Source organism: Enterococcus sp. DIV1096b (assembly GCF_050498765.1).
Lineage (GTDB): Bacteria > Bacillota > Bacilli > Lactobacillales > Enterococcaceae > Enterococcus_D > Enterococcus_D entomosocium.
In genome coordinates this window covers 76,998-97,402 of the sequence record NZ_JBMHEK010000001.1, presented here as the reverse complement: position 1 = coordinate 97,402, position 20,405 = coordinate 76,998, and the positions used below count along the sequence as shown (strand labels likewise).

Sequence of the window (20,405 nt, the reverse complement as noted above, 5' to 3'; positions counted from 1 at the left end):
CACATGTTTTTTCAAAAGCTAGCGCGCGTGACGAGTCACAACGTGCAAGGCTTTTTATTCGAGATGTTCTGCGACTGCTGTCTTTCCAGCAATCCGGCCAAAAGTAAAGATGTCTGTCAACGAATTGCCGCCTAAGCGATTGCCGGCATGGATCCCCCCAGCAACTTCTCCTGCTGCATACAGTCCTTCAATGATTTGATCTTCCTTCGTCAACACATGGGTTTGCGGATCGATCTTCAATCCTCCCATCGTGTGGTGAACCGCTGGTTTTCTTGGTGTGGCATAGAAAGGCGCTTTTTCCACTTTCAAGTCGAAAACATCTTTGCCAAACTCTGGGTCTTTCCCAGCATCCACATAGCTGTTGTATTTCGCAACGGTCGCCTCTAAGACGGCTGGATCAACATTGATCTGCTCTGCCAGGCCAGCCAAGGTCTCACTGCGGAACAGCGTACCAACAGCTACTTGCTTATCGATTTTTTCTTGGCTCGTGTTATAAGCGGTTTTCTTGATCTCTTCATCCGCGATCAAATAGAACAATCCGCCATTATCGATCGCCGCTTGGGTCAATACATCGCGGCTTTCGTACTCATTGACAAAGCGCTCCCCCTTTTGATTGACCATCACAAAGTTAGCTGGCGGCACTTGCAGCCCACTGAATAAAGCCCCTGTGTTCGGATCAGATACGGGCATCATTTGTGAAAAGCCCATGCCAACAAGGTCCGCGCCAGCACTTTCCCCTAGTTTGATCCCGTCACCAGTGATCGCTGGTGAATTTGACGTTTTGATATCGTCTTCGATCTCTGTCCAATAGGTATTGTATTGTTTCAACATTTTGGTGTTCGCTCCGAACCCGCCGGAAGCCAAAATCACTGCTTTGGCATGGATTGTGATTTTTTGACCGTTACGGCCTTCCCCGATGATTCCAGTAACCTTACCATCTTCGATCAATAATTCTTTGACAGGCGTATCGGTTAAGATCGTTCCGCCATGTTCTTTCACGAATTGATGCAAAGCCGATACAAAGGCATACCCTTCGTTTTTAACTGGTTTATGCCCACGGCGCCATTTCGCTCCTACTGGCATATCGACATTGTTCATATCAAATTCTACGCCGATTTCTTCTAACCATTTCACTGAGGCCAATGCTTGATCCGTCAAGATTTTCACTAGCTCGTACTTCCCATAGATCGGTTGCCCATTCAAATCTTTGCGTTTTCCGCCTAGATAAGTTTGGATTCGATGCCACAAAGCAGAATCAAACAAGTATTCTTTTTCTGGCGTCGTTTCTGAAAGATACGCAGTGATTTGTGCCTTCAAAGCTTTGAAGTCTGGCAAGTATTCTGCATCGATGTCTTGTTCATCGATCGTCAGCACTTCTTCTAAAGCACTGCGTTCGCCAGGCAATGCGGAGAAGCCGTTTTGCCATTTTGGATCCGCAGCATTCATCGGTCCGCCAGTACGTACAGTATTGCCACCAATCGCTGGGAATTTTTCTACTAAGATCACGTCTTTATTGGCTTGCAGCACACTGGCAGCTGCACTCAGACCTGCGCCGCCACCACCTACGACAACGACATCGGTAGTGTACGTTTCATCTTCTGTTTGCAAAGCACTGGCGGCTTTTGGACGTTTGCGCAAGACATCTGGGTTCGCACCAGCCATTTTCACGGCTTTTGCTACGCCATCAACGACACCGTTACTAGTAACCGAAGCACCAGAGATCGCATCGACATTTAAGGTTTGCCCTTCAATGATCTCTTGAGGGATCCGTACGAAAACGACATCAGCGATCCCTTCTGATTCACCAGACGTATCGATATCGATGGCTTCGATCCGTTCTTCGCTCAATTTGACGACCATTGGTAGATCCCCGTTATGTCCTGGTGCTGTGACGGTGTATTCACCAGGCTCATAAACGACTTCTTCTGGTACGTTCAACAAATTAGCGACTTCCGTAAACCGAACGAACTTGCGGAAACAGCTTTCCAAAAAGTCGATCGTTCGTTGATCTTTTAAATTGCCTTGTTCATCAAAGGCTTGATGCGCACGCCCCAGCAAGAACTCATTTCCTGGCATGACTGTCGCATTGACACCTGGAGCGTCAAGGATTTGGCGCAAATGAAGCTGTGCTCGGGAGGAGCCTTGCACATCGTAGGATGCGCCGACGATCATCACTGGTTTGCCATCAAAGGGATGGAGATTGAAGGAGAGCCATTCCAAGACGCTTTTCAATGCGGAAGGAATCGAATGGTTATGCTCTGGTGTTGCGATAATCACTCCATCGGCTGCTAAAATCTTGCTATTTAACCGTTGGATCACTTCGCTATTGGTTTGATCTCGTGTTTCATTGAACATTGGAACATCCTTGATTTCCAGCAGTTCAATTTCTGCTAGGGCAGCAAATTCTCGCTGCATAAACGCTACTAATTGGCGATTGGTCGATTTTTTGGCGTTCGTTCCGATTAGGCCGACAAATTTCATGACTAGTTCCTCTCTTTCTTATGCTTGTTCCCACGAAAATTTCTTTGCTCGTTCTTTAGCCGTTGAATATTCACTGACCAGACGGTTCGTGATTTCGACGAACAAGACAAATTCATTGAAACAGTCTTCTAGTTCGGCAACTTTTTCGTTATCGATCAAGTTTCCTTGTTCATCGAAGGCTTGCATGGAATGCCCTAACAAAAATTCCGCACTCGGCATGATTCGGGCTTTTACTTCAGGCGCATCTAAGATCTGACGCAAGTGGGCTTGGGCTCTCGATGAACCTAATGCACCAAGAGAAGCACCCGTGATCATCACTGGTTTATCGATCAAAGGCCGCGTCGTATAAGAAAGCCATTCGATCATGCTTTTTAACACCGCTGGGATCGAGTGGTCGTATTCTGGTGTACTGATGATTACCCCATCTGCTGCTTCGATCTTCTCTGACAAGGCTTGGACTGCCGCTGGTGCCGTCCGATCTTCTGGTTCATTAAATGCCGGCAGATCACTGATTTCGCAAAGTTCGATCTCCGCTTGGTCACTAAAATGGCTTTGAATAAATTGCAGTAAGCGACGGTTGGTCGAACGCGTCGAGTTGGTTCCTACGATTCCAATCAATTTCATTATCATCTCTCCTAATTGTGAATAATTTAACATTTAACAAAAAATAAAAAGTTTTTGACCATTGGCTTTGATTTCTTTTTTCAATCGTTTCTCAAGTTGTTTTTTACGACCTATTGAGATGAAAGGCTTCTTCCTAAACAAAAAAATCTTCCCCAAGTACCCATTAAGTGTACGGCTGAATTCTTTATTTGTGAAATATTTATTTAATTATCCATCGATAACAAATTTGTTATAATGAGAAAAATGACTAGGAGGACAACGCGATGGCACTTAAAGATTCCCATCTGATGCTGCAATACCTCGATACCTTGTTAAAGCATAGCAACTACACCAAAGCCGCCAAAGATCTCTACATTTCACAGCCTTACTTGACGCAAACCGTGAAACGAGCCGAGCAAGAGCTAGGGACCCCCATCATCAATCGGCAGCCGGGACATTTTCAACTGACGGAAGCTGGTAAAATCTATTATCAATATCTAGAAACCTTGGAAACAGAATCTGCCAAATTGAAAAGTCGGCTGTCTTGGTATACCGCGACCGAGAAGCGTTCTTTGCGCTTAGGCATCTTGCCAAGCCTTGGTTCTTACCTGCTGCCGCTCTTTTTGCCTGCGTATTATGAACACTATCCCAACGTGCACTTTTTCTTGCGGGAAGACCTGCCGAAGCACAATGAAAAACGCCTGCTGAATGGGCAGCTGGACTTTTTTATCGGACAAAATCCTGAGACGATCGCACCGAATCTAACGGTCCACAGTACCAATCAAGAACGGTATCTAGCGATCATTCCGCCTTGTTCTTCCCTGTATCAACCAGAGAAGCGGTATTTAGCGCCTGATTCATTGGCCGTCAAAGACTTGCTGCAAAGTCCATTGATTTTGACCGCCAGCGGCTCGGCGATTCGGCGCCAAATCGATCAATTGCTGCAAAAATACAAAGTAGAGGCGACGGTTCTCATAGAAAGCAGCAATATTTATACAGCAGCGGCATTGGCAGAAAACAACCTTGGGATTGCGATCGTACCAGAAAGCGTGCTACAAGCAGCGACCGCGACCCCTTTTAATCTTTATCCAATGCCAGAGGAACTCTTGTCCCTCACCTATTTTATTGCCCACCAAGCCGAACGGGCATTGTCAAACAGCGAAGCCGCCTTGATCGAGGCCTTTTTGCACCACGTCTAGCTTTCCTTTTTTACAAAAAAAACAAGCAGCGATCACCTATATTCCTAGGTGATCGCTGCTTGCTTTCATTCTGCTGTTGGCGTTTCGATCAAACGTGCTAATTCTTGCGGATAGATCAATTCACCTTGTTTGGTAATGACTAATCCAGTGATCCCTTCTAACGGCGCCAGCTCCTGCAAGATGGCTTGTGGCTCTTTGCCAAATAAGCGGGTCGTCCAAATCTCTCCATCAACCGATTTGTCGGATAGAATCGTGACACTGGCAATGGCTGACTCTAACGGATAGCCCGTTTCTCGATCAAAGATATGATGATAGGTCTTGCCCGCTACCTGATAGGTTCGTTCATAGATCCCTGATGTAACGACTGACTGATTGTGTACCTTCAACGCGGCGACAAAATTCCCTCTTGGCAAGAAAGGATTTTGGATCCCTATCCGCCAATAGCCATCAGCATGGCTCGGGGCATCGCCGTAAGTCACCACATTGCCCCCAAGATCGATCAAAGCGGCTGTGACACCGACCTGCTTGAAATACGCCATCAACAAATCAGCAAAATACCCTTTCGCAACGGCCCCTAGATCAAGCTTCATGCCGGCAGCTAACCCAACGGTCTGCAGCGTTTCATCCAAAACGATCTTGGCGGGATCAGTCTTTGGCAGCAGTTCAGCGATTTTCTCAGGCGTTGGTAGATGGGCATCTTGAAACCCGATTCGCCATTCCTGCACTAAAGGACCGATGGCAATATTTAAGTAGCTATCTTTTGGCAAGCTATGGGTTTTCCCTAGTGCGATCAATTCAACCAATTCCGGTGTGGCGGCGATCGCTCCTTGTCCTGCCTGCTGATTGATCTGCATCAACTCAGACGTCGGGTCATTGGCACTAAAACGCTGTTCAAAGGCCACGGCTCTTTTCGCTGCTTCCTCTAAGATCACTTCTGGGGTTTCATGCTGCACCCAAATCGTGATCACCGTTCCCATTCCCTGTAACACTCGTTGACCTTCTGCCATTGTCCTTGCTCCTTTGTCCTCTTCTTTTGGCTATCATAGCAGTTTCTGGGAGAAAAAAGTAGTCTGCGGGATGCCGCCACTGCTTTTTTTGAAAAAAAACTGCGAGGTCACCCTCGCAGTCTGCTGTCTCTATTGCTCAATGATAAAAGTCGAAGCGGCCTTTCGCCAATACTTCTTTGACCCCACCGGTTTGGTACAAGGAACGGTCCATAATGGCTTTTTTCACCACGGAAGCGGGATAGCCTTTGATGCCCATTTTCCCTACTAAGCCAAAGGCATGGGTATTGCCGATAGACGCCACTGAACCTAATGATTCAAAGTGGAAATCTGTTGGTTTTTCCCCGTTCATTTGACGTAAGATATTTTTACCCGCATGCTGCCCCATCTTCAAAGCGATTTGAGCCGTTGTTGGATACGGGCGATTGGTCGCTGGGTCCATGACTGCTGAAACATCACCGACAACATAGACGTTACTATGATCAGGGTCTGTTAGGTCTTGATTGACCATCACGCGACCCCGACGAGCAGAAAAGTCTGATTCAGCCATCACATGGCTGCCGCTGACGCCTGTGGTCCAAACGATGGTTTTGGCTGATAATTCAGCTGTTGCTCCTGTATCGGCATCATCTTGATAGACAACGACACCCGGTTTGATTGATTTGATGGGTTTACCAGTCAGGAAGTTCACGCCCCATTTAACGAGATTTTTGATCCCATAATCCGATAGTTTTTCATCAAACATCGGTAATAAACGAGTCACTGCTTCGACACAATACAGTTTGATGTCTTCTGGCTTGACGCCTGCTGCTTTCGCAAAGGTTTTACGGTTTTCCACCAATGAACCTAGCAATTCGATTCCGGTAAAACCAGCACCGCAGACAACGATTTTTAGGTAGTCAGGATTTTGTGTTTCTTTGTATGCCTTCATTTGTTTCAACAAATGATGATAGATGTTTTCTGCGGAGTCGACATCCACCATTTCCAACGCATGCTCCTCGACACCAGGGATCCCAAATGATTCTGATTCAAAGCCTAACGCCACGATCAAATAATCATACGTGCACGTGGATTGATCTTTAAAAACGATCACTTGCTGGTTACGATCGATCGACGCAACTTCCTTTTGAACAAAGCTCGTCTTTTGGGGACGAACGACATCATTGATGGGATAGCAAATGCGGTCTCTTGGTTGCGTACCAGCCGCAACTTCATGAAGATCGGTTGCCTCATAATGATAATCGTTTTTGTCGATCAATGTGATGTGAAACGCTTCTTTTGCTCCTTGCAGTACGTGCAATGCTCGCAATCCAGCATACCCTGCTCCTAAAATGACAACTTCCTTCATGTTTCCTTACTTCCTTTCTTTGCTGTAAAAATTATAAAATCAAACCAATCGCAAAACTCAGCACTTGTACGCATGCTCCGACCGCAAGGATCCGAACGGCACAAATGAAGGTCTCTCTTTTGATTTGTTTTTGCATAAATCGTTTTGTCTGTTGCCAGACAAAGGGCGCCGCGAAAAAGGTCAGAACCAGTGACCAAGGCGCAATGTTGAGGGCAACTGAGGCAATGATCGCAACAAACGCCAAGACGTTCATCGCGATAAATAATTTCAACGCACGGGCTTTACCAAGGTAATGCACCAGCGTATAGCGCTCATTTTTTTCATCCTCTTCCAGATCACAAATGTTGTTTGCCAGCATCAAGTTGGCGATCCATAATGTGTTGGGCAATGAGATCAAGAAAATACTGCCAATCGTGGCAATGTTCCATTCAAAGGTTTGATAGGCATTGAGATAGACACAGATCAATGAGATCATAAAGCCCATCGTAAAGCCGGAAAAGAACTCGCCTAAAGGCAAACTAGAAAGCGGCCGTGGACCAGAGGAATAAAAGATCCCGACTAGGTAACAATACAGCCCCATCCAAAAGAGCGGCCAGCCAACCACCATTGCCAAGGCGATCCCCATGGCGGCGGAAAGGATGATCATGGAGACCATCAACCAAAAAACCAATTTGACAGACAACTGCTCCCGACCAATAATATTGGTTTTTTCTTTGTAATCATGCCCTTCTGTGGCATGATGGTAATCGTTGTAGTTATCTAAAATATCCACCGCCATATTGAAAATCAGCATGGCAATGAAATACAATAAGACATAGCCAAGATGAATCGTTTGATAATTGTACCAGCTGTAGCAGACACCAATAAAAAATGGCAAAATACTGGCGGTTTTTGCTTTAAATTCGACAAGTTCTAAAAATACAGGTAGCGTCACAACTCCACCTCCTTTAGTGAGTGCATTAAACTAGTCAATCACGCCCCTTTACGCTAGAATAAGGGCTGAATGACTGTTAGAAAGGGTTATACTATGTTTGACTTTTGGATCGATTATCCGACGATCGAACAACGATTGAAAACCGTATGTTCCATCATTGAAGAACACGTTACTGTTCGTAACAAAGAGATACAAGATGTTTTGATCGACTTTACTTATTCAGGTGGAAAAATGCTGCGGCCAGCGCTCTTTTTTTTGTTTGCTGACTTAGGCGATCCCCATTATAAAAAAACCGACCAATTAACAAAAATTGCTGCTTCTCTAGAAATTTTACACATGGCCACTTTGATCCATGATGACATTATTGACGATTCGCCGCTGCGCCGCAGTCAAGTCACTGTTCAAGCCAAATATGGCAAGGATATCGCGGTCTACACGGGTGATCTTCTGTTCACCCAATTTTTTGAGCTTTTGATCGAAAGTATGAATGGCTCCCCGTTTTTAAAAACCAACGCACAAGCCATGAAACGACTCCTTTTAGGCGAACTTGATCAAATGCACACTCGCTACAACATCCATGAATCGATTGACGACTATCTACAAAGCATCAACGGCAAAACCGCTGAACTGTTTTGGCTCGCTTGTCTCGAAGGCGCTCATTTTGGCGGTCTCGACACAGAAAACCAAGAACGAGCTGGTGAGATCGGTCGCAACATCGGGATCGCCTTTCAAGTATTCGACGATATTCTCGACTACACCTCTGATAGCGGCACCTTGAAAAAACCGATTCTAGAAGATTTGGCGCAAGGGGTCTATACCTTGCCGCTGCTATTTGCCAAAGAACAGGCACCTGCAGCATTCGCTCCTTATTTGAATAAAAAAGCAGCACTCTCCTTGGCAGAAGCCCAAGAAGTTGCGGATCTTGTCGTCCGTTACGGCGGTGTCGAAAAAGCGCGCGCTTTCGCGGTCACCTACACGCAAAAAGCCTTAGACGACATCGATCTGCTGCCAGAAGCACCTAGCAAAGCCAAAATTCGTTCATTAACTGAACTGCTCTTGCAGCGCAATTACTGAGCCATAGCGCAATGATAAGAAAAGCGTCCATCACTGATTGATGGACGCTCTTTTTTATCGTCGTCCTTGGTCAATGGCCAATAAGTGTTGAAAATGTTTATTTTCTGCGGCCAATTCGGCAGGTGTTCCGCTCATGGTCAACTGACCATCTTCAATAAAAAGCACACGATCCATCATCGAAATTCCTTGCAAGTGGTGGGTGATCCAAATGATCGTTTTGTTCTCCAGCACTTGGAAAAAGGTTTCAAGTACGCCTTGCTCCGTGATTGGGTCTAAGCCGACGGTTGGCTCATCCAATAAGATGATCGGGGTGTCTTTTAGCAAGATCCGCGCCAATGCCAAACGATGCCGTTCCCCGCCGGAAAAACGCAAGCCGGCTTCATCCACCATCGTCGCCAAGCCATTAGGCAAAGCTACCACCATTTCTTTCAACCCGACTTGCTCCAGTACGCGCCAGACTTCTTCTTCCGAAGCCGACTCATTGCCTAGCCGAATATTATTCAAGACGGTCGTATGGAAAAGATAGGGACTTTGATTGATGACACCGATCAAGTCACTGATTGACTCACTCAATGCCGTCACTGGCACGTCATTTAAGGTGATCGCCCCTTGCGTCGGTTGCAGATCGCCTCGCAACAAGGAGGCAAATGTACTTTTCCCAGAACCGCTGCGGCCAAGGATTGCTAGTTTTTGATGCGCAGGAATCGTTAGATCCAGCCCATGAAGCACTTCTTTGCCTTCAGGATACTGAAAATGCAAGTCCTTGACTGTGATCGACACGAGACCCGTCACTTCAGGTACTAACGGTTGCTCCATGGAGACCTCTTGGCGATTTTCTTCTGGCAATGCATTGAAGCGATCGATGGAGTCTTTGTACCGATTGGTTTCTTGAGCAGCTGACGGTAATGGCGCAAATGCATCAACTAAAGGAAAGACACACAGGACAAAGGCAGCGATCCAGTTGGCTGCTCCTCCGTGGTTACCTGGAAAGCGAATGCTGGTCCAAAGCAGCAATGCGACAGCGATCACCCCAAAGATGCTTTGTAAAAGAAAATCACGCCGGCGATCAAAGGACAGCATCTGTTCATCCACCGCCCGCAACTGCGTTTCCAGTTCCTTATGGGCAGCCACGTACTCGCTCCCTCTTTGAGAGAAGACCCAATCAGAAACCCCTAATACATTATCCGTCAGTGTCGTATACAAGTTGTTTTTCATATGTTTTTGCTTTTCTTGCCGCGCGCCGTTGATGATCACCGACCAAAGTGGCAAGACAAAGACGATGGTTCCTAATAGCAGCAGCATCACCAAAGCAAACCACCAAGAAAAATAGCCGAGTCCAATGATCAAGAACGCATACAAGATCCAAGCGATCACGGTAGGAAAGATCGTCCGCAAATACAGGTTTTGAATATGGTTGATATCTTCTGCCAATAAGCCCAAGATATCCCCCGTGCGATGCGCTTGCTTAAAGAAGATCGCATCTTTTTCTACTACGTTATACAATTTCAATCGTAAATTAGAAGTCATGCGTAGCACCCAGCTATGACTGGTCAACCGTTCCAAATAGCGAAAAACTGGACGGCCGATCCCAAATGCTCGGGTCAGTACGATGGGGATGTAAACCAATAGAATGTTTTCCGGGATCGACGCCGAGCGGCTGATCAGGTACCCAGAATTAAACATCAGTGCGCCACCACAGAAAAAGGTCAAGAAGCCTAGGAATAAGGCCAACGCCAAAACGTTTTTGTATTTTGACAAGAAAGGCTTGACCCAGGTATCGGTTTTCAATGAGCGCAATAAGCCGATTTTATTCAAGCTGTTCCCTCCTCATTCCATTGACTAGTTCTGTAAAAGCACCTTGCTTTTGCTGCAGTTGTGCCAAGGTTCCTTGTTCCACGATTCTTCCTTGATCCATCACGATGATTTCATCCATTTCTTCCATCCAGTGCAAGCGATGGGTTGCAAAAAAGACTAACCGGTTTTCCATCAGCGGCAGCATCCGTTCCTTTAAGGCAACTTCAGTTTCAATATCCAAATGTGCCGTTGGTTCATCAAACAAAAGAATCTTTCGTTGCTGATCTAAGAAGGCACGGGCTAAAGCGATCCGTTGGGCTTGTCCACCACTTAGATGCCGTTCCCCTTCTCCTAACATCGTGTCCAACCCTTGCGGCAGCTCTGCCAAAAGCTCAGTCAAGCCTGCCACTTCAATGGCTTTCAGTACGGCTTCTTTGGTAGCTGTCGGCTGATAAAACGCGACATTTTCCTGCAAGGTCAACCGATAGATATAAGGATTTTGCGGAATATAGATCAGCTGTTCTTGCCAGCTTGCTTGGCGAAAGGCCGTGGTTTGGGCTCCTCCAAGAGTGATCTCGCCACTGTCTGGCACGAGAAAGCCACTCAAAGTATTGATCAAGGTAGACTTGCCAGAACCGCTCAGACCGATGATCCCGATCTTTTTGAAGCCAGTCACGTTCAAGTTGATATCCCTCAAAGCTGCTTTTTCCTCGTAGGAAAAAGCCAGCTGATCAATCGTTAACTGGGCGTCTTCCTGCCAACGAGGCACCGTTACTGCCGGTACTTGGGCTTCCGGCTGATGCAAGATCTCCGTCACCGCAGTCATCGCATTTTTCCCGTCTAAGGTTGCATGATAATCACTGGAAAAGTCGCGGATTGGCAAGAAATATTCTGGTGCTAAAATCAAGATAGTTAACGCCGGAAACAGCAAGATCCCTTCATTGATCAGCCGCAAGCCTAGCAAGACTGCCACGACGGCAATCGATAAGGTCGTGAAAAAGTCTAAGGCGAAGGTCGATAAAATACCGACTTTTAATGAAGCCATCGTCGCTTTCCGAAACCGTTCGCTGGAAGCAAAGATACTTTTGCCATATTTTTTACTGACCCCAAACAATTTCAGCGTGTCGATCCCTCGCAAAGAATCGATGAAATGATTGGACAATAATTGAAACGTCCGGTATTGTTTTTCCGCTTTGCTTTGGGCGGCATAGCCCAAGATGATCATAAAAATGATGATCAAGGGGAACACCAACAGCAAGACCAAGCCGGATTCCCAATCCAGATAAAAAACGAGTGCCAAAATGACCCAAGGAATGATCGACATATTCATGATTTTGGCAAGAATCAATTTCAAGTAGTTTTCGACTTGGTTGATCCCTTCCAAGACCATCGTTGTTACATTTCCCGTCCCTTGCTGTTGTGCGATCTGAGGACCGACACGAAACAATTTCTCCAATAATTGATCCCGCAGATCGGCAGCTTGCTGGTAACTGTAATCATCGAGTCTTTTGGAACGGAAATAGATAACGGCTTGCCGGGCGATAAACGAACAAAAGAACAGCAGAATCCAGCCCCACTGTTCCTCTAATGGTCGTCCTTCCCATAAGCCAGTGATGGCACGTGCCAATCCATACGCCTGCCCAATAATGAAGAGCGCCTGCAGGAACGAAAGTCCCGCAAGCAGCCCTAAAAGTTGTTTCATTCCTGGGAGCTTCATGATTTGTTTATCAATCATTTATACCCCTCCAACGCCTCCGTATGACTGATCCGCTTACGGAAGATATAGTAACTCCAAGCCGTATAGGCCAAGACGAAAGGCAAGATCGTCAGTGAAAGATAACTCATGATCTTCAATGTGTAGCGGCTTGAAGACGCATCAGCGATCAACAGGTCATAGCTTGAATCGATCGAACTGATCAAGACTCTTGGGAATAACCCTGTGAAGATCAATGCCACCAAAGCGATCAACGTCAAGCCGCTCGCAATGAAAGCCATCATTTCTTTGCCTTTAAAGACGCCGATATTTGCAATCAGTGTCAGTACAACGATCACAAGCAACAAACCAAGCGTTGTCGCAAAATGATTCTCAAAGAAATCCGTTTGGAAGTAAAGCATCACAGCAAAGACGATTAAGCCTGCATATAGGATGCCATAAAAAATACTTGCATAGTTGCGTGCCCGTGCCCGAATCGGACCTTCCGTTTTCAAAGCGATATAGTTTAATCCGTGCAAGTAGCACAACAAGGTCAACGCGATCCCGCCAACGATTGAAAAGGGATTGACGTAATCCGTAAAGGTTGCGGTCATGTTGCCATCTTCACCCAAAGGCATTCCTTGGATCATGCTGACAAACATCAGACCGAAGAAAAACGGTACGATCGTACTGCCGATCGTCAACGTCCAGTTCCAAATGTTTTTGTGCTCTTTCGGGAAGTTCGCTCGAAACTCAAAGGAGACACCACGAATGATCAACCCAACTAAGATCAACAGCAAAATCAAATAAAACCCGCTGAACAAAGAAGCATACCAGTATGGAAATGAGGCGAACATCGCTCCGCCGGCGGTCAATAGCCACACTTCATTGCCATCCCAGACAGGCCCGATCGTTTTAACGATCTGGTCTTTTTCCTCTTCATTGTGAGCCAATGTCTGCACAGACATCCCCACACCAAAGTCAAACCCTTCTAAGAAGAAGAATCCGGAAAATAAAAGCCCAATCAACGTGAACCATAGTAATTGCAGACCGGTCATCCTTCAAACGCCTCCTTATCAAATGGGTCTTCGTACCCATCTTGGTTGTCTCCTTGGCTGATTTCACCAAAGGCTTCTTTTTCAGGTCCATGATCCATTTCCCGTTTCACAAGATAGACCATTGTTCCGCCTAAGCCAGAGAATAAGAGGAAGTAAACGATATTTGAGATCAAGAGAGAGGTCACGGAAACGTTTGGTGACACACTATCTTCGATCGTAAACAAGCCGTAAACCGTCCATGGGTAACGCCCTAACTCCGTGATCAGCCAACCAGCTGTATTGGCAATAAATGGGGTGAACAAAGTGATTGCCACTACCCAAAGTAACCAGCGTTTTTCAAAGAGCCATGGTTTCTTCTTACGCGTAAAATACAACCCCAGACCAGAAACCAACAGCATCAAGGCACCAAAACCAGCCATGATCCGGAAGCTCCAAAAGAGTGTGTTGACCGGCGGGTAGTAATTCCGGTCGCCGTAGGTTTCAATCAATTGCTGATTGACCGTATCCATCCCATCGATTGAGCCGAAGGGTTCATTGAAGGCTAAGATACTCAACATATATGGAATCGAAATACCGAAAACTTGGTGATGTTCCGCTTCATTCGCCCAAGCAACGACAGTCCAAGCCGCAGGACTCCCGGTATCTTCATAAGTTCCTTCCATTGCGGCAAATTTCATTGGTTGTTCTTCAACCAAGTATTTCATTTGTTCATCCCCGGCTAGCAAGACGGTGAATGAACCGAACAATGCCACCGCAAAACCGATCCGCATTGATTTTTTGAAGAAGTCGCGGTCAATGTCTTTGTCTTTCTTCAACAGACGAAAGGCTGATAAACCAGCAACAATGATCCCACCCATCGTGATGGCAGCGGTGATCACGTGTAAAAACTCATACCACACTTGTGGATTTGCCAATAATGCACCGAAGTCAGTCATTTCTGCCCGGCCATTGTTCAAGGTATACCCTACTGGATGCTGCATAAAACTATTGGCAGCTAAGATCCAAAACGCCGATAGCATCGAACCAAGCGTCACCAACCAGAAAAAGGTGGCGTGCAGCTTGGGACTGACCCGATCCCATGTAAAGATCCACAGTCCTAAGAACGTCGATTCTAAGAAGAACGCCAACAAAGCCTCCAAAGCCAAGGGCGCACCAAAAATATCCCCGACAAAACGAGAATAGTCTGACCAGTTCATCCCAAATTGAAATTCTTGAATGATCCCTGTCACGACCCCGACAGCAAAACTTAATAGAAAAATATTTCCCCAAAACTTCGTCATCCGGCGATATTTTTCATCTTTTTTGATCACATAAAGTGTCTCCATAATTGCAACGACGACACCAGTTCCGATCGAAAACGGTACAAAGAAAAAGTGAAAAATCGTCGTCATCGCAAACTGGATTCGCGCTAGTGTCACAATATCCATCCTACATCCTCCTATTTCATAAAAAAGTGCATTAAAATAATTCTAAAGAAAGAAAAATTCCAACTTCGAATATACTCCTCTAATCAGTAAAAAAGAAGCAAATTGCTTGCATTTACTGATTTTTAATCACTTCCTCTCCGATTCTTAAACATAAGGCGCTTTCATCAGCGGAATATAGCTTTTTAGGGCTCTTCCCACCCGTAACGAGTTCCCTCAGAAAGCAAAGGATCACTCAATAAAATTCCCGGGAAATCCTCCTTTAAAACAAACGTGCTTAATGACTGATACATGGAAAACGTGGTCTTCATCCCTAATCTTTCCAATTGATCTAACGTTTGTTGCATTAAGTCCGCCGCTTTTGGCTTGTTTTGTTTTAATAGACATGTCCAGCCTTCAAAAAACGGCATAAAGATCGCTTGCTCAATGTGTTCTTTTTCATAAACATGATCTCGCCATAAATGAAAGGTCTTTTCCGCATAATCCACCTCATCAAAAACAGCAAAGACGGAAAACACCGTCTCAAACGTGTTGTATAGAATATCTTTGTTGCCGGGGATTTTTGCAAAGCGCTGACTCTTTTTGATGGCGATCGTCAAACAGCGCCAAAGCAAAGCTGGCTCCATCGAAACTGCTACGCGGGCAAATAGCCGCAGCTCATAAACACCCCATGTATCGGTATTCAGCAAGTAATGTTTCGCAGAGTCCAAACAATAATTGTGTTTCGGGTACGCCTCCTGGATGGGCGCCCCTTTAAAAAGCTCCTCTTTCATCAAGTAGTCAAAACGGATCAGTTGTAAGAAGTGGTCCAGCTCCAAGGAGTAATGTCGTTGAAAGTAGGCGGTCAGCTTTTGATATTTCTTTTTTAGTTTAGGTACTTCATCAATAGATTCGATCCCCATCGAACGGACATAGTCGACCATTAGCTTTTGAGCCTCCGAATGATGCTCCCCCGTATGCAGCAGTTGAAATTCGGCAAAACTCACTTCTAGTTTATCTAGCAAACGATGAAATCGTTCGCAGGAAATCGTCGTTTTGCCATTTTCAAATTGCGATAACAAAGACATCGACAATTGTTCGTCCACTAATTCCTTCAATAGTAAGCCTTTGCTTTTGCGAAGCTCTTTCACTGTCGCACCATAATTGTTCATTTTTTCACCTTCTTTTTCAATATATTGAAATAAGCAGTTGCTTTTCCCGAAGAGCCTTTATAGTTGAATTATCTTATAGAAACGAGGGAAAAGCTATGGATACCCATGTAAAAAAGAAAATGCTTCACGTGAAACATTTACAAAAAAGTTTCAAAGACAAAACCGTTTTGAAAGAGGTCACTTTTGACGTCACTCCTGGCGAAGTATTTGTCTTATTAGGATCAAACGGTGCTGGAAAAACCACTCTAGTCAAAATTTTGTCTACCATCCTGCCTTTTGATCAAGGAACCGCGCTGATCGATGGGATCGACTTGACCAAAGATCCAGCAGCGATTCGCGAGAAAATCAGTCTGACGGGGCAATTTTCCGCCGTCGATCAAGAACTAACCGGACGAGAAAACTTGCTGATGATTGCTGCCTTGCGCCATGTCAAAAACAAACAGTTGATCGTCCAACAGTTGTTAGAGCGTTTTGATTTGGTGGATGCCAGCAACAGACTAGTCAAAAACTATTCTGGTGGCATGCGACGGCGCTTAGACATCGCCATGAGTTTTATCGGCGAACCTGACCTGCTCTTTTTAGATGAACCGACGACCGGGTTAGACCCGCAAAACCGCTTAGCCACATGGCACATGATCAAAGAGATCGCCGCTCAAGGACGAACGATTTTCCTGACGACCCAATACCTAGAAGAAGCTGAATTTTTAGCAGACCAAGTCGCCATTTTGCATGAAGGGAAAATCATCTTGCAAGGAACACCAACGGAAGTTAAAGCACTGCACCCTTCGCAAACGATGGAAATCAGCGTATTGACAAAAGAACACTTGCAAACCGTGCGTCAGCATCTGTCTGATTTTCCGCTGCAAGTCAATGAGTCCAGTCTCTCTCTGGCATTTCCCGTCAGTCAAGACTTCCAGCATTCCTTCACGCTGTTGCAGGAACTCAATCAACTACCGATCACCATCACCAGTTTTAATCAAAAGAATGCTTCTTTAGAGGATATTTTTCTAACACTTGTCCAAGGAGGAAACCAATGAAAGCAATTATAGAAACCAACACCTTATTCAAGCGCAATCTCTTGCTATCGATTCGCAGTATGGAGACTCTGCTAAGTGGAATTTTGACCCCAGCGATTTTAATGATCCTCTTCGTCTATGTTTTTGGTGGCGCTATGAACGTCGGCGATACTTCTTATGTCGATTTTGTCGTTCCCGGTGTCCTCGTCCAATGTATCGCCCAAAGTGCTTCCTCCGTTGGGGTAACGGTGACGGAAGATTTGAAATCCGGCATGGTGGAACGGCTGATGACCTTGAATATTTCTAACTCAGCCTTTTTAAACGGCCATGTCTTCGCCGCGACCCTTCGGAGCTTGATCAGTACCTTGGTCGTATTGATCGTTGCCATGGTCATCGGTTTTCGCCCTCAAGCCACAGTTGCTGGCTGGGGGCTCGCCTTCCTATTGATCTTTTGCTTCACCTTCGCTTTTACTTGGGTCTCAGTTCTGGTTGGTCTCATCGCCAAAAGCCCCGAGACAGCTACCTTGTTTACTGTCTTGATCACCCTGTTGCCCTACTTAAGCTCTGGTTTCGTCCCTACGGAAACCATGCCGCGCCCGTTAGCCATTTTTGCTGAATACCAACCAATGTCGCCGATCATCCATTCTTTGCGAGGGCTTTTGTTAAACTTGAAAGATACCACCTTGGTCAGTGCCTTTAGCTGGTGCGGCGGTATCGTAGTCGTGAGCTGGTTCTTGGCACGAATGCTTTATCAGAAACGGATACGCTAATGACGCCGGCTACCTTTTCTGACTCTCTTATAAAAAAAGCGGCAACGATCAAGCTTCTGCTTCGTCGTTGCCGCTTTTTTTTTAATCGAGGACTTCTCCGTTAGAAGCCGTCACTTTCTTATACCAGTCAAAGCTGGCTTTTTTGTACCGTTTTCCTGAACCATTGCCCCAATCATCTAGATCCACGTAAATGAACCCATACCGCTTGCTCATTTCTGATGAGGAGCAGCTAACAAGATCGATCGGTCCCCAAGGATAGTAGCCGATCAGTTCTACGCCATCATAGATTGCTTCTTTCATTTGTTCAATGTGCTGTTTCAGAAAATCAATGCGATACGTATCATCGATCGTTCCTTCTTCATTCAATGTCTCATAAAAACCCATACCATTTTCTGTGATCATGATCGGCAATTGGTACCGATCATAATACTCATTCAAAGCAATCCGTAACCCAATTGGATCAATCGCCCAGCCCCAGTCATTGGCTTCTAAATAAGGGTTAGGCGAAGCTGCGTCTTCTTTCCCGTAGTTTTCACTATGAATGATTCGCGTGTAGTAATAGGAGAAAGAAACAAAATCGACCGTATGCTTGAAGTCCGCTTCATCGTTTTCCCCAAATTGAATCTCGATGCCGTTTTCTTCAAAAAAGCGATAGGCATAATTCGGATAAGTTCCCCGCGCAAGTACATCTGAATAATAATATTCCATTTGATTATTTTTGAGAGCACTCAGAACATCCAACGGTTTACAAGTAGCTGGATAAACATTGCCATAATAAGACATCATACCAATTTGAAAAGAAGGATCAATTTCTTTCCCTACTTTGATCGCTCTCGCACATGCTACCAATTCATTGTGAACCCCTTGGTACTTAGCTTGCTTCAGATTGTCGGCTCGGTCAGCGGGAATACCAAGGTGGTTAAATGATTCATGGGTAATCAAGTTCATTTGATTGACTAAGATCCAATATTTGACTTTTCCTTGGTATCGCTTGAATACGACTTGCGCAAAATGAACAAAGAAATCAATCAGTTTACGATTTGACCAGCCATCATAAGCCATCGCTAAATGGATCGGCATTTCATAATGAGACAAGGTGATCAAGGGTTCCATACCGTTTTCAAGGATACAATCGATCAATTCGTCATAAAAGCGCAACCCTTCTTCGTTGGGCGTTTGTTCGTCTCCCTTTGGAAAAATTCTCGCCCAGCTAATAGATGTTCGAAACGAATTCATGCCTGTTTCGGCTAAGAGTGCCAGATCCTCACGAAATGTATGGTAAAAATCGATCCCATCCCGTTTGGGGTAACGCCCTTCTTGATCATTTAAAGCAAATTCAACGTCTGCCGTCGTTATTTCTTTGTTGCTTTTCTTTTTTATATCGATATCATTACGAAAGCGATTGATGTCTGCCACGCTCCAGCCTTTTCCCCCTTCAAGATAGGCCCCTTCTAATTGATTTGCGGCAACTGCACCTCCCCAATAAAAATCGGCAGGAAATTGCTTCTTATTTTTCTTCATGTCATTGCTCCTCTTCTAAAAATTTGATTGCTCATCTCATAGACTTATGCTTCGGTTTGACCTTCTTCAAGCACTAATTTGCGCTCGTAGGCCTTGAAGAAAGGATAATAAATACCCAAATAAATCAAGAAATTCACCACAACTAAGACAGCACCGCGAATGCTGGCTGTTGCGATCACTGCTGAAAAAATACTCGGAACCGTCCACACAGCCGCTAATGGATACGCCATTCCGGGAACAAGATTGGACACAAACGCGAAATAGGTCACGAAAGTGGTCACGATTGGTGCCACGACAAAGGGAATCGCCAGTGCTGGATTTAAAACGATCGGCAACCCAAACAACAGTGGCTCATTGATGTTGAAGACCCCAGGAATAAAGCTGAGACGACCAAGTTGTTTTAAAAATTTTGATTTGGAGAAACACATCATTGCGCAAAGTGCTAAGGTTCCTCCGCCACCGCCGATCCATAAGAAAGTAAAGATAAACGGCTGTACCCCCAGATTAGGAATCGCTTGTCCGGCTTGTGCTGCTGCCATATTTGCTTCAGAATTGACTAGCCAGATCGGCAACATCACCGTCGCTAATATTTGCGGATGAATCCCGAATAGCCACATGATACAAGTCAATCCTACATAGACCAAGGGTGCTGCTAACGAGTTGGAAGAAACACTTAATAAGGGTGTGATCAAACTTGCAATCAGGGCATTGATGTCAAAGCCGATCAAGTGAACAATGATCCAAACGATCGTCATTGAAAAAAACACGGGAATAATCACTTCAAAACTGCTGCTGACATTCGTAGGTACTTGCTCTGGCAGTTTAAACCCGATATTGTATTTTTTACAAAGGCGCATGCACTCGACTGCTAATATAGCGGTCAAAATACTGGCGAACATGCCTTCTCCTCCAAGATATTGCGTAGAGATAAACGTTCCTTCATCTAAAGAAGTGAAGGTCAATGTAGTAAAAAAGGTAAAAATTGCAGAAACGCCCCCTGCCAAACTATCCAGTTGGTAGCTTTGCGCTAATCGTGCGCCGATGCCAAAAGCTGCATAGATCGAAAGCAGTCCCATACTCATATTGAAGGGAATGATCAGTTTTGCCACTAAGTCGGGATGATTGCCCATAAACGATACATAGGATTGAGGCCATGGAATGTACGGTATCAATAAAAAGATCGATCCGATCACTGTGATTGGAATCGTTGCGATCAATCCATCGCGAACAGCACTCAAGTGACGTTGATTAGAAAGTTTCATCATTGGCGGCATCACTTTGGTTTCAATAAATTGCATTAATTTATCCATCAGTAAATCCTCCTAAATTTTTTAA

Annotated in this window: 16 protein-coding genes; 4 read left to right on the top strand and 12 right to left on the bottom strand. The window is 45.3% G+C overall.

The features are described 5' to 3' along the window. Positions 1 to 54 precede the first annotated feature (54 nt). Together IGJ17_RS00435 and IGJ17_RS00430 are read right to left on the bottom strand one after the other, a co-directional pair. Complete coding sequence (locus tag IGJ17_RS00435; RefSeq protein ID WP_429961011.1) at positions 55 to 2,481, bottom strand: flavocytochrome c; 2,427 nt, start codon at positions 2,479 to 2,481, stop codon at positions 55 to 57. Positions 2,482 to 2,499: 18 nt separating this feature from the next. Continuing rightward, entirely contained in the window at positions 2,500 to 3,105 is a 606-nt protein-coding gene (locus tag IGJ17_RS00430) for an NADPH-dependent FMN reductase (protein ID WP_008376652.1), read from the bottom strand. A gap of 263 nt (positions 3,106 to 3,368) precedes the next feature. Here IGJ17_RS00430 and IGJ17_RS00425 point away from each other — a divergent pair, with 263 nt between their 5' ends. Then, positions 3,369 to 4,283, top strand: a complete 915-nt coding sequence (locus tag IGJ17_RS00425; protein ID WP_086294335.1) for a LysR family transcriptional regulator — start codon at positions 3,369 to 3,371, stop codon at positions 4,281 to 4,283. Positions 4,284 to 4,348: 65 nt separating this feature from the next. Here the strand turns inward: IGJ17_RS00425 and IGJ17_RS00420 are convergent, their stop codons facing one another. The 3 genes from IGJ17_RS00420 to IGJ17_RS00410 form a co-directional block, all read right to left on the bottom strand. Next, a complete protein-coding gene (locus IGJ17_RS00420; protein WP_086294334.1) occupies positions 4,349 to 5,290 on the bottom strand; it encodes an FAD:protein FMN transferase in 942 nt (313 codons plus the stop codon). Between the two features lie 136 nt (positions 5,291 to 5,426). Then, the gene (locus IGJ17_RS00415) at positions 5,427 to 6,635 is read right to left on the bottom strand and encodes an NAD(P)/FAD-dependent oxidoreductase (protein WP_005232831.1); all 1,209 of its coding nucleotides are present in this window, start codon (positions 6,633 to 6,635) and stop codon (positions 5,427 to 5,429) included. 31 nt (positions 6,636 to 6,666) lie between these two features. Beyond that, on the bottom strand, positions 6,667 to 7,569 hold the full coding sequence (locus IGJ17_RS00410; protein ID WP_008376658.1) for a prenyltransferase: 903 nt from the start codon (positions 7,567 to 7,569) through the stop codon (positions 6,667 to 6,669). Between the two features lie 93 nt (positions 7,570 to 7,662). On the opposite strand from IGJ17_RS00410, the gene IGJ17_RS00405 reads away from it, so the two are divergent. Beyond that, the gene (locus tag IGJ17_RS00405; RefSeq protein WP_005226544.1) at positions 7,663 to 8,643 is read left to right on the top strand and encodes a polyprenyl synthetase family protein; all 981 of its coding nucleotides are present in this window, start codon (positions 7,663 to 7,665) and stop codon (positions 8,641 to 8,643) included. Positions 8,644 to 8,697: 54 nt separating this feature from the next. On the opposite strand, the gene cydC is transcribed toward IGJ17_RS00405, so the two are convergent. From cydC to IGJ17_RS00380, 5 genes are all read right to left on the bottom strand, one after another. Beyond that, complete coding sequence (gene cydC, locus IGJ17_RS00400; protein WP_086316736.1) at positions 8,698 to 10,458, bottom strand: thiol reductant ABC exporter subunit CydC; 1,761 nt, start codon at positions 10,456 to 10,458, stop codon at positions 8,698 to 8,700. Continuing rightward, positions 10,451 to 12,172: a thiol reductant ABC exporter subunit CydD gene (gene cydD / locus IGJ17_RS00395; RefSeq protein WP_005232835.1), complete on the bottom strand. Its 1,722-nt coding sequence runs from the start codon at positions 12,170 to 12,172 to the stop codon at positions 10,451 to 10,453. The genes cydC and cydD overlap by 8 nt, the downstream gene beginning before the upstream one ends. Next, on the bottom strand, positions 12,169 to 13,188 hold the full coding sequence (cydB, locus tag IGJ17_RS00390) for a cytochrome d ubiquinol oxidase subunit II (RefSeq protein ID WP_005232836.1): 1,020 nt from the start codon (positions 13,186 to 13,188) through the stop codon (positions 12,169 to 12,171). Before cydB ends, cydD begins: the two co-directional genes overlap by 4 nt. Beyond that, positions 13,185 to 14,615 (bottom strand): cytochrome ubiquinol oxidase subunit I, encoded by a 1,431-nt coding sequence (locus IGJ17_RS00385; protein ID WP_005232838.1) that lies wholly within the window; start codon positions 14,613 to 14,615, stop codon positions 13,185 to 13,187. The genes cydB and IGJ17_RS00385 overlap by 4 nt, the downstream gene beginning before the upstream one ends. A 182-nt stretch (positions 14,616 to 14,797) precedes the next feature. Next, the gene (locus IGJ17_RS00380) at positions 14,798 to 15,763 is read right to left on the bottom strand and encodes a transcriptional activator, Rgg/GadR/MutR family domain protein (RefSeq protein WP_429961010.1); all 966 of its coding nucleotides are present in this window, start codon (positions 15,761 to 15,763) and stop codon (positions 14,798 to 14,800) included. A 95-nt stretch (positions 15,764 to 15,858) separates the two neighbouring features. On the opposite strand from IGJ17_RS00380, the gene IGJ17_RS00375 reads away from it, so the two are divergent. Next, on the top strand, positions 15,859 to 16,800 hold the full coding sequence (locus tag IGJ17_RS00375; protein WP_061053538.1) for an ABC transporter ATP-binding protein: 942 nt from the start codon (positions 15,859 to 15,861) through the stop codon (positions 16,798 to 16,800). Beyond that, positions 16,797 to 17,549, top strand: a complete 753-nt coding sequence (locus IGJ17_RS00370) for an ABC transporter permease (protein ID WP_429961009.1) — start codon at positions 16,797 to 16,799, stop codon at positions 17,547 to 17,549. The genes IGJ17_RS00375 and IGJ17_RS00370 overlap by 4 nt, the downstream gene beginning before the upstream one ends. Positions 17,550 to 17,630: 81 nt before the next feature. Here the strand turns inward: IGJ17_RS00370 and IGJ17_RS00365 are convergent, their stop codons facing one another. After that, the gene (locus IGJ17_RS00365) at positions 17,631 to 19,070 is read right to left on the bottom strand and encodes a glycoside hydrolase family 1 protein (RefSeq protein ID WP_429961008.1); all 1,440 of its coding nucleotides are present in this window, start codon (positions 19,068 to 19,070) and stop codon (positions 17,631 to 17,633) included. A 44-nt stretch (positions 19,071 to 19,114) separates the two neighbouring features. Further along, positions 19,115 to 20,380: a PTS sugar transporter subunit IIC gene (locus IGJ17_RS00360; protein ID WP_008376678.1), complete on the bottom strand. Its 1,266-nt coding sequence runs from the start codon at positions 20,378 to 20,380 to the stop codon at positions 19,115 to 19,117. Between the last annotated feature and the right edge of the window lie 25 nt (positions 20,381 to 20,405).

Excerpts from the sequence above, each read along its gene's own strand:
- IGJ17_RS00415 (WP_005232831.1), bottom strand. The coding sequence starts at position 6,635 with ATGAAGGAAGTTGTCATTTTAGGAGCAGGGTATGCTGGATTGCGAGCA.
- IGJ17_RS00430 (WP_008376652.1), bottom strand. The coding sequence starts at position 3,105 with ATGAAATTGATTGGAATCGTAGGAACCAACTCGACGCGTTCGACCAAC.
- IGJ17_RS00360 (WP_008376678.1), bottom strand. The coding sequence starts at position 20,380 with ATGGATAAATTAATGCAATTTATTGAAACCAAAGTGATGCCGCCAATG.
- IGJ17_RS00405 (WP_005226544.1), top strand. The coding sequence starts at position 7,663 with ATGTTTGACTTTTGGATCGATTATCCGACGATCGAACAACGATTGAAA.
- cydB (WP_005232836.1), bottom strand. The coding sequence starts at position 13,188 with ATGACCGGTCTGCAATTACTATGGTTCACGTTGATTGGGCTTTTATTT.
- IGJ17_RS00370 (WP_429961009.1), top strand. The coding sequence starts at position 16,797 with ATGAAAGCAATTATAGAAACCAACACCTTATTCAAGCGCAATCTCTTG.
- IGJ17_RS00375 (WP_061053538.1), top strand. The coding sequence starts at position 15,859 with ATGGATACCCATGTAAAAAAGAAAATGCTTCACGTGAAACATTTACAA.
- IGJ17_RS00435 (WP_429961011.1), bottom strand. The coding sequence starts at position 2,481 with ATGAAATTTGTCGGCCTAATCGGAACGAACGCCAAAAAATCGACCAAT.
- cydD (WP_005232835.1), bottom strand. The coding sequence starts at position 12,172 with ATGATTGATAAACAAATCATGAAGCTCCCAGGAATGAAACAACTTTTA.
- IGJ17_RS00425 (WP_086294335.1), top strand. The coding sequence starts at position 3,369 with ATGGCACTTAAAGATTCCCATCTGATGCTGCAATACCTCGATACCTTG.
- IGJ17_RS00385 (WP_005232838.1), bottom strand. The coding sequence starts at position 14,615 with ATGGATATTGTGACACTAGCGCGAATCCAGTTTGCGATGACGACGATT.
- IGJ17_RS00365 (WP_429961008.1), bottom strand. The coding sequence starts at position 19,070 with ATGAAGAAAAATAAGAAGCAATTTCCTGCCGATTTTTATTGGGGAGGT.
- IGJ17_RS00380 (WP_429961010.1), bottom strand. The coding sequence starts at position 15,763 with ATGAACAATTATGGTGCGACAGTGAAAGAGCTTCGCAAAAGCAAAGGC.
- IGJ17_RS00420 (WP_086294334.1), bottom strand. The coding sequence starts at position 5,290 with ATGGCAGAAGGTCAACGAGTGTTACAGGGAATGGGAACGGTGATCACG.